Source organism: Phormidesmis priestleyi BC1401, from assembly GCF_001650195.1.
GTDB lineage: Bacteria > Cyanobacteriota > Cyanobacteriia > Leptolyngbyales > Leptolyngbyaceae > Phormidesmis_A > Phormidesmis_A priestleyi_B.
The window spans coordinates 1-9,383 of the sequence record NZ_LXYR01000001.1; the positions used below are offsets into that span (position 1 = coordinate 1).

The window sequence follows — 9,383 nt, forward strand, 5'->3', positions numbered from 1 at the left end:
TTAAGTGCTATTATGACTTCCAAACTATGCAATTGTCTTGGTTCTGGCGGAAAAGTTCGCTTCACTTTCGCGTCGCTCTCCTTCACCGCTTAATGAATATAACAGTACGGAGAGAAAGGTGTCAACACCTAAAGACAAGTTTTTTCTATAAAACCTCCGAAGCCTTTATGGTGAGAAGGCTTCAGAAAAATTAGCTCCTTCAGACTTGTCAAAGATTCAAGAGATTAGGGCTTTTATCTTTCGTCTTTCCCTCACTTACTCGCTTCACTCTGTCTAGACCGCTTAGTAGCGATTCCTGTAATGCTTCGGTTAATGATTGGGCAGTCAACTTATCAGTCGGCTGACGGTACTGTTCAGTGTGAAGAGAGGGACTGATGTAAACAAAGACGTTAGATCTTGCAGAAGCGGTAGGACTGTAGTAAAGAGAGATTGGGATAATCGAAATTGGTTGAGGTGAGGTTACCTCGGCTTGCAGCACTAAACGAGCTAACCCTGTTTTAAGGGAACGTAGGGGCTGATCGCGGACAATACCGCCTTCAGGGAAGATGACTAGCTTTTTGTGGTTGTGGAGCACCTTGATCGCTGTACGCATACTGGAAACCGTAGGACGCACTGGGTCAACCGAAAAACCTCCTAGATGTCCAAGAAGCCAGCCTTGAATACCCGTCATCTGATCTGATCTAGACATATATCTGAGAGGTTCTGTGCTTAACAGAGCAAGTATTAGAGAATCCCATCGGCTGAAATGCTTGGATGCGAAAACAGCCGGGCCTATTTTGGGAAGATTTTCGCGACCCATGATCGTAATCTTTCCAAAGTAGAGATGCATGAATGCACGATGGATGGGAACGATCGACCAGTAGAGCCAAGGAGAGACTTTGGCGGATTCAGACACGGTTAATTGCCTAGAGTTTTAGTGGTAAGGATTTGAGGGGGTATAGCGTCGGAAGAGTAGAGGAGATCTACTTCAACAGAGCGCTGATCGCCCGGTTTCAAATTTAGCGTAATCGAAGGTTGCCCTTGCTGCCCTTTATGTTTAGCGGGGTGGATATGGCGAGTTTGAGACGCAAACCATCCGAGCTAGATTTTAAGACATAAGGAAATTGCGGTTTAATTGGAGTCCCGACCGATCGAGCTTCGACTTCGCTCAGGCTTCAACTCTCAGATAGTGGGTTAAGTAAAGTCGAAATCCACGGACGATGCAGCGAGAGATTCTATGTTTCGCGCAAGTCTCCAACTAATTTCCAATCAGAAAAGGTAGCGGCTTGACCGCAGCGCTGATAATTTTCGTCTAAGACATCCCAAAGGATCACATCTTCGATCCAAAAACGTTGCCCAGTGCTAGAGATGCGGATGCCTCGGTAGTTGCGGATATAACCGTGAGATTTGGCTTCTAACAAGAGGCGATCGCGCTCGATCTGTTCGACAGGCTCTGCCGATCGTCGAGAAGGCAGTTGGGTGAAAGAATCCCAGTCAAACTGCCACAACGCTAGAGCTTGAGCATTGCCATAGTTGAAGATGGGATCAGATTCAGTTCCGTGAGAAACCACCACAAAAGGAGCTTCAAAGAGCGATTGGGCTGGTTCTTCAACAGAACCTGTAATCAGCGGCGTTTCTGTCCAGTGTTGAAAACTTTTGATTAAGCGCTGGCTGTGACGGATCACAGATTCTTGCTGCCAAGGCTGGTCAGTCATTTAGAGAAATGTTTCTCGCAGGCAGTGTCGCAGACGGGATAGGCGGTTTGATAAGTGCTGGGTCGTCGCCCGAATAAAGCGTATCGATTGTCACGGACCTGTTCATAAACGCGATCGCCCATCCATTTAACTCCGGGCAAACTCTGGTAAGCGGTGACAAACACTCCGCCAAATGGCAAGATGCGACCAATTGCTTCGGCGGCGCTGCTGCCTTGCCAACGGTGATCGAGATGGTCATTATCGATGAGAATCATGCCCATCTCACAATCTTGAGCCGTGATGCTGTAGCGATCGAGTCCCGCTTGATCCTGCATCGGGAGATATTGGAAGCGATCGCCCTTATCTAAAGTTTCGAGTAACTGCACCAGGTTGGAGCAAAGGTTGCACTGTCCGTCATAGATTACTGCGTAAGTCATTTGGTGGTGATAAAAATCTCATCTTTCTCTACTTTACAAAACGCTGACGGATACGACCCACAAAGATATCCACTTCGGGTAGTTTGAGACGACTGGCAACGAGTGCAAAGACTCCCAAGCCGACGAGACCCGATAGGCTGAGTTGCCCAATCAGAATGAGTAGCCCATTCGTTCCTAAAAATCTCTGAGAGGCGAGAAGAGTACCCCAACTGGCAAGACCTGCAAACCCACTTCCGATCGCTAATCCCGCTAATGGAAACGCCCATTCTTTGAGAGGCAATCCATTCAACTTGCGATCGAGAAACCACAAAAGCGCGATCATTGAGATGACATTTACAGACACCGTGGCTAAAACCAATCCTGGTAGACCTAGCGGCTTGATCAAAATAAAGTCAAAAAGAGCGTTGAGAAAGATGTTGACAATGCTAATGCGAAACGGCGTTTCTCCATCTCCTAGAGCGTAGAAGACACGAACCAAAACATCGCGACCGAGGTAGACAAACATGCCGATCGCATACGCCATCAAGACCACGGCGACTAAATTAGAATCCCCTAATTTAAATTCGCCTCGCTCGTAGACGACTCGCACGATCGGAGTTGCCAACGCGATAATCAGAGCACTTATCGGCAACATAGCGATCGCAGTCAACAACAATCCTTGTCGAATACGCGTTTTCAATTCTGCCCAATCGCTAGGGTCAGACAGCCGAGAAAAGACGGGCAAAAACGGCACCAAAATCATGTTTGAGAGAATGCCGAGAGGCGTTTGCACGAGCAGATTTGCATAATCTAATGCCGAGACCGCCGCACCTGGATTGGGTAAGAATGACGTGAAAAACATATCTGTGTAGACGTTGATTTGCAGCATTCCAGACGCAAATAGAGCGGGAGCCATGACCTTCATCACGTCTTTAACTCCAGAGTGTTTGAAGTCAAATCCCAATCGCAGTCTACTTAAACCCGCTTTATGCTGTGCCCATACTTGGACTAGCCACTGCAAAATTGTGCCGATCAGAGCTGCCCACGCTAAGACAATCCCTCCAAGCGCCGCGTATTCAGATTGTCCAATCTTGTCTCCTAAAGTCAGCGCGAGGGCACCGATTCCCACGACGATCGTCACACTCGACAGCAGCGGACTCACCGACGGCAACCAATACAAATCTGCGGCATTGAGCGTTCCAAACCCGATGCCGATCATGCCTGCAAACCAGACGATCGGAGCCATGATCCGCAATTGCTGAATGGCGATGTCTCGAACTTCCATTCCGTGGGCGGTTTGGTGCAGTCCTGGCGCGATCGCGTCAATGCACTGAGGGGCAAGCGCCATTAAGACTAAAGTGACTACAAGCAGAACGCCGCCGACCAGCGTCGAAACCGTTTCGACTAGGGGCGCAGATTCTGCTTTATCTCGTTTAGCCAGCGCACTCACCATCGCACTGTGAAACGGTCCATTAATTCCTCCCAGCAAAATCAGGAAAAAGCCCGGAATGATGCTGGAATATTGGTAGGCTCCATACGCCGCTTTTGTGCCAAAGGCAGCCGCGATCGCGACTTGACGAACCAATCCAAAAACTTTACTGATCAAAGTGGCGATTGCCACAATTCCGGCAATGCCTGCCAGAGAGCGAGAAGGTTTGGACGATTCAGACACAGGGACTCGTGGGATAAATGACTCCCATACATTTAATCATCTTTGGTCAGGAGAGCCGAGAAGAAAGAAAGACAGAATAGAATAGCCTTCAGATTCTAAGCTTGCGGAGAAAGCGGTGAAGCACAAATTTTGGTCTTGGATTTTGGGATTGATCACGATCGGATTACTAGGATCGGTGACCGCCTGTGAGTTACCGCAAGTGAGTGCAGAAGATCGGCTATTTTTGCCCTTATCGCTGGAGTTTTTAGGGGCATACACGATGCCCAAGACGACCTTCAAAGACACCTTAGTTGGGGGATTGTCGGGACTCACTTACGATCGTCCAAAAGATCTCTTTTACGCCGTTTCGGATGATCGCTCCGATCGTGCCCCCGCTCGTTTTTACACGCTGAAGCTAGAACTCGACTCGGCTAAACCGTCGCTCAAGCAAGTTTTGGTGCAAGATGTCACGATTCTGACGCAAGAAGATGGACAGCCGTTTGCAAAAAACACGATCGACCCCGAAGGAATCGCCCTCTCGTCACGAGAATCCGTTTTTATCTCTAGTGAAGGAGTCGTTCATGATGGAGTGCCGCCATTTATTGGAGAATTTGACCTCAAAACAGGTCAACTGCGGCGCAAACTTCCAATTCCAGAAGCATTTTTGCCAGATACCGACAGCCCGCTTCAGTCGCGAGGCGTGCAAGACAACTTGGCGTTTGAATCGCTGACGCTGAATGCACAAGCGGCAAGTATGAAAGGGTCTGAGCCATTTCGACTCTTTACGGCTACCGAATCGTCGCTTGTACAAGATCAGGAGTTATCCGACCCAAAACAAGGAGCGAAAAATCGTTTTCTGCATTACTTAGTTGAAAACGATCGTGCCACTGTGATTTCAGAACATCTCTATCAGTTAGACCCTAAACCTACCTACGCTATTGAGCACGGATTGAGTGAGATGGTTGCGATCGACCAAGCGGGACATTTTCTCAGCTTAGAGCGATCGTTTGGGCTGCAAGGATTTCAGATCAAGATTTTTCAAGCTGTGAGCGGAGGAGCGACCGACATTTCGACGATCGAGAGTTTGCGTGACTCAAAAGGCATCGCCCCCATTCGCAAAAGACTCGCAAAAGACTTAAACGAGTTAGACCTTTCATTAGATAACCTGGAAGGAATGACGATCGGACCTCGCCTTCCCGATGGTTCTCAAAGTGTTGTCTTGGTCAGCGATGATAACTTCAACCCTCTGACGCAAGTGACTCAATTTTTGCTCTTTAAATTGAAAGGGAAGACGTAATCTCACGCTTTAGAATACTTTTAGACACTTTCAACGCTGTGCAACTTTATCCAGTCACCCGATTTAATTCATGACTCATTCCACTGACATTACATCCTTGCTTCGCTTAATGGCAGCCGATTTTAGCAATCAAGACCAAGCTTTTGAGAATCCGCCCTTTTATGCTCACATTCGCGTCTGTATGCGTCCTTTGCCGATCGAGCTATTGTCAGGAGCCAGTCTTTTTCTAGAACAAGCCTATGACTATATGCTCAATGACCCCTATCGAATGCGCGTTCTAAAGTTTGTCGAAAAGGATGGACACATTGAGATTGAGCATTATCAAGTGCGAGATGAAGCGAAGTTTTATGGTTCGTCTCGCGACCCAGAACGTCTGCAAACCCTGACGATCGACCAACTTGAAAAAATGACTGGCTGTGGAATGATCGTCGAATGGACAGGGCAGAGCTTTAAAGGGCGAGTGGAGCCAGGAAAAGCCTGTATCGTAGTTCGCAAAGGTCAGACGACTTATTTAGATAGCGAATTTGAGATCGATGACCAGCGATTATTGAGTCTCGATCGAGGCAGAGACCCTGAAACCGATGAGATGGTCTGGGGTTCTGTCGCAGGACCCTTTCATTTTGTGCGACGAGCAAGTTTTGCCGATGAAGTGAAAAGTTAAGAGCAGGGGTTATCTAGGTAATGTCAGGGTTAAAGAATTATTCCTTTAGATAGTTGTAAGCTCTTCAGCCTCTGAAACGTAATCCCTGACACCTAAACCCCGTTCCCAAAACTCTTAATCCACAGAGTCCCCAAACCTGATAGATTTGGCAAAGTATTCGCGAAGATATAGCAGATGAAAGTCCTAGTTATTGGTGGTGATGGCTATTGCGGTTGGGCGACAGCGCTCTATTTGTCGAATCGAGGTCATGAAGTCGCAATCTTAGACAGTCTCGTGCGGCGACACTGGGACATGGAACTGTGCGTTGAAACCCTCACCCCGATCGCGCCCATTCAGCAGCGGCTTCAGCGTTGGCACGGCATAACAGGCAAATCGATCGAGCTGTTTATCGGCGACATCACCAACTACGAATTTCTCAGCAAAGCGCTGCACAAGTTTGAGCCAGAGGCGATCGTCCACTTTGGAGAACAGCGATCGGCTCCGTTCTCCATGATCGATCGTGAACATGCCGTTCTCACCCAAGTCAACAACGTGGTCGGCACGCTGAATCTGCTCTACATCATGAAAGAGAGCTTCCCCGATTGTCACCTGGTCAAATTAGGGACGATGGGCGAATATGGCACGCCCAACATCGATATCGAAGAAGGCTACATCACGATCGAGCATAACGGTCGCAAAGATACGCTGCCCTACCCCAAACAGCCGGGTAGTATGTATCACCTTAGCAAGGTGCATGACTCGCACAATATCCACTTCGCCTGCAAAATCTGGGGCTTGCGCGCTACAGACCTCAACCAGGGCGTGGTTTACGGCGTTCTCACCGAAGAGACAGGCATGGATGAACTGCTGATTAACCGTCTCGACTACGATGGCATATTTGGCACGGCGCTAAACCGTTTTTGCATTCAAGCCGCTATCGGGCATCCGCTCACGGTCTACGGCAAAGGCGGGCAGACCCGCGGATTTTTAGACATTCGCGACACCGTGCGCTGTGTTGAACTGGCGATCGCCACCCCCGCGAATGCTGGAGAGTTTCGCGTCTTCAACCAATTTACTGAACTGTTTAGCATTAGCGACTTAGCGGCAATGGTGCAAAAAGCTGGCAGTACAGTCGGTTTAAACGTTGAAGTCAAGAGCTACGACAATCCTAGAGTTGAGAAAGAAGAACACTATTTCAACGCGAAAAACACAAACTTGTTAAATCTGGGATTACAGCCTCACTACCTGTCTGACTCGCTGTTAGACTCACTGCTGAATTTTGCAGTTAAATATAAGGATCGCATCGATGATTCGCAAATCCTGCCTAAAGTGACGTGGAAACGCTAACACATGAACCTTCGAGTTTTGATCTTGCTGCTGACAACGGTTCTACCGGGATTAGGAGCGATGGCAATTAGCACGTTTTATCTGTTTCCTGAGTGGGCGGCATTAGATAAAAGCTATCGAAACTATGAAAGACTTGCCGCGACGGGTGCAAATATACGAGACCTGTCGATCGCAGAGTCGGCAGAAGTGAGACACCGCATCAACTGTTTTGCAGAAGGAATAGGCGTTTTAGTCGGGGGTGTGATTGTGGCGATCGGCGTACATGGATGCACACTCCCTAAGCAGCCGTAACCGTTTTATTGTTCATCATCTTCATTTATGCGAATCGCTTTATTTACTGAGACGTTTCTTCCTAAAGTTGATGGCATTGTGACTCGGTTACGTCACACGGTTGATCATCTTCAGCGCTTGGGTGATGAAGTCTTGATTTTCTCGCCAGATGGAGGGCTAACCGAGCATAAAGGAGCCAGAATTTACGGAGTGTCTGGGTTTCCACTGCCTCTTTATCCAGAGTTGAAGTTGGCGCTGCCTCGTCCGGCGATCGGAGAAGAACTTGAGCGCTTCCAACCCGACATTATTCACGTCGTCAATCCTGCCATTCTCGGTCTAGCTGGGTTATTTTATGGCAAAACTCTCAATATTCCTCTCCTGGCTTCCTATCACACTCACCTTCCTCAATATCTTCAGCACTATGGGTTAGGCGCGTTAGAAGGGCTGCTCTGGGAGTTGCTCAAAGCAGGACATAATCAGGCAGAGTTAAATTTATGCACTTCAACCGCAATGGTGCAAACCCTCACTGAGCACGGAATTGAGCGAGTTGACCTATGGCAGCGCGGCGTTGATACTGAAACCTTTCAGCCCGATCTTGCCAGTCTGGAGATGAGAAATCGGCTCAGTTTAGGGCATCCCGAAGATCCGCTATTGCTCTATGTCGGTCGCTTAGGTGCAGAAAAAGAAATCGAGCGCATCAAGCCAATTTTAGAAGCCATTCCCAATGCCAGACTCGCTCTCGTTGGTGACGGACCCAATCGCCAAACGTTAGAAAAATATTTTGCAGAGACGCGCACTCATTTTGTCGGCTATCTAGGCGGTCAAGAATTAGCGGCTGCCTTTGCCTCTGCGGATGCGTTTGTCTTTCCCTCTCGCACCGAGACATTGGGATTAGTCTTATTAGAAGCAATGGCAGCAGGATGTCCTGTAGTAGCGGCTCGATCGGGCGGCATTCCCGACATTGTAGAAGATGGAGTAAACGGCTATTTATTCGATCCGAACGATGAACAGGGCGCGATCGTGGCAACTCAACATCTTCTATCGAATCAAGAAGAACGAGAAACGTTGCGTCGCAATGCTCGACAAGAAGCCGAACGCTGGAGTTGGTCAGCCGCAACTCGCCAACTGCAAAGCTATTATCGAATGGTCGTTGCGAGCCGATCGCTGTCAGCCGCTGCATAAGTTTGCCCATGATTGTGATGAATGCCGTCGCCTCAATACTGTAGACGTACAGAAATTAGCGGCGGAAGCGACCGAACGTGAAGCGCCAAAGTGTGAGTGTGAGCAGGAGAGTTAGCAGAAAGGGAAAGGCGAAGAAGCCTGCAACAAAGCAGATAACAAGCTGCCATTTACCTTGCTGGGCAAATTTGACAAAAGACTTTATCCACCTAGGCAACGTCCAGGCTTCTAGAGGAAGATTGAGTTCTTGAAAGATTAAGGTTGCGGCTTGTCCGGCTGCAAAGCCTTCTTTAACTCGACCACAAGCTTGGTAAAGTTGGGCTAGAGATTGAAGAGATTGAGCTTCACCATGACGATCGCCTAATTCACATTTGATTGCCAAGGATTTTTCCTGTAAGTTGATCGCTTTCCCGTACTGTTTAAGTCGAGCATACGCAATGCCGAGACTGCCGAGGGATTTCGCTTCTCCACCCCGATCACCAATTTCGCGTTTGATGTCGAGGGACTGTTGATGAAACTCGATCGCGCGTTGATATTGCCCCAAGGACTGATACGCATTGCCGAGACTGCCGAGGGATTTCGCTTCTCCACCCCGATCACCAATTTCGCGGGCAATGTCACCGTGCTGCTGATGAAACTCGATCGCGCGTTGATATTGCCCCAAGGACTGATACGCATTGCCGAGATTGCCGAGGGATTTCGCTTCTCCACCCCGATCACCAATTTCGCGTTTGATGTCGAGGGACTGTTGATGAAACTCGATCGCGCGTTGATATTGCCCCAAGGACTGATACGCATTGCCGAGACTGCCGAGGGATTTCGCTTCTCCACCCCGATCACCAATTTCGCGGGCAATGTCACCGTGCTGCTGATGAAACTCGATCGCGCGTTGATATTGCCCCAAAAAAAA

General features: G+C 48.7%; 10 protein-coding genes and 1 pseudogene. 5 read left to right on the top strand and 6 right to left on the bottom strand.

All coding sequences use genetic code 11. The features are described from left to right. Window positions 1-208 precede the first annotated feature (208 nt). The 5 genes and pseudogenes from A8707_RS00005 to murJ all read right to left on the bottom strand — a co-directional run bounded on the left by A8707_RS00005 (window position 209) and on the right by murJ (window position 3,761). The gene (locus tag A8707_RS00005) at window positions 209-895 is read right to left on the bottom strand and encodes a lysophospholipid acyltransferase family protein (protein ID WP_068814172.1); all 687 of its coding nucleotides are present in this window, start codon (window positions 893-895) and stop codon (window positions 209-211) included. 2 nt (window positions 896-897) lie between these two features. Then, window positions 898-1,053 (bottom strand): annotated as a pseudogene (locus tag A8707_RS30525) (DUF3370 family protein); the annotation flags it as partial. A 161-nt stretch (window positions 1,054-1,214) separates the two neighbouring features. Beyond that, on the bottom strand, window positions 1,215-1,694 hold the full coding sequence (locus A8707_RS00010) for an MEKHLA domain-containing protein (RefSeq protein WP_068814174.1): 480 nt from the start codon (window positions 1,692-1,694) through the stop codon (window positions 1,215-1,217). Next, window positions 1,691-2,110 (bottom strand): thiol-disulfide oxidoreductase DCC family protein, encoded by a 420-nt coding sequence (locus tag A8707_RS00015; RefSeq protein WP_068814176.1) that lies wholly within the window; start codon window positions 2,108-2,110, stop codon window positions 1,691-1,693. Before A8707_RS00015 ends, A8707_RS00010 begins: the two co-directional genes overlap by 4 nt. Window positions 2,111-2,138: 28 nt before the next feature. After that, complete coding sequence (gene murJ, locus A8707_RS00020) at window positions 2,139-3,761, bottom strand: murein biosynthesis integral membrane protein MurJ (protein ID WP_068814178.1); 1,623 nt, start codon at window positions 3,759-3,761, stop codon at window positions 2,139-2,141. 115 nt (window positions 3,762-3,876) lie between these two features. On the opposite strand from murJ, the gene A8707_RS00025 reads away from it, so the two are divergent. The 5 genes from A8707_RS00025 to A8707_RS00045 all read left to right on the top strand — a co-directional run bounded on the left by A8707_RS00025 (window position 3,877) and on the right by A8707_RS00045 (window position 8,476). Beyond that, a complete protein-coding gene (locus tag A8707_RS00025) occupies window positions 3,877-5,037 on the top strand; it encodes an esterase-like activity of phytase family protein (protein ID WP_231947871.1) in 1,161 nt (386 codons plus the stop codon). A gap of 70 nt (window positions 5,038-5,107) precedes the next feature. Further along, window positions 5,108-5,698 carry a chromophore lyase CpcT/CpeT gene (locus A8707_RS00030; RefSeq protein WP_068814180.1) on the top strand — a complete coding sequence of 197 codons (591 nt, stop codon included), beginning with the start codon at window positions 5,108-5,110 and terminating at the stop codon, window positions 5,696-5,698. A 174-nt stretch (window positions 5,699-5,872) separates the two neighbouring features. Then, window positions 5,873-7,024 carry an NAD-dependent epimerase/dehydratase family protein gene (locus tag A8707_RS00035; protein WP_068814182.1) on the top strand — a complete coding sequence of 384 codons (1,152 nt, stop codon included), beginning with the start codon at window positions 5,873-5,875 and terminating at the stop codon, window positions 7,022-7,024. A 3-nt stretch (window positions 7,025-7,027) separates the two neighbouring features. Further along, complete coding sequence (locus A8707_RS00040; RefSeq protein WP_068814184.1) at window positions 7,028-7,315, top strand: hypothetical protein; 288 nt, start codon at window positions 7,028-7,030, stop codon at window positions 7,313-7,315. Between the two features lie 27 nt (window positions 7,316-7,342). After that, on the top strand, window positions 7,343-8,476 hold the full coding sequence (locus A8707_RS00045; protein ID WP_068814185.1) for a glycosyltransferase: 1,134 nt from the start codon (window positions 7,343-7,345) through the stop codon (window positions 8,474-8,476). A 55-nt stretch (window positions 8,477-8,531) separates the two neighbouring features. Here the strand turns inward: A8707_RS00045 and A8707_RS00050 are convergent. Then, window positions 8,532-9,383, bottom strand: an 852-nt coding sequence (locus tag A8707_RS00050; RefSeq protein ID WP_156518307.1) for a tetratricopeptide repeat protein, incomplete at its 5' end; no start/stop codon positions are given.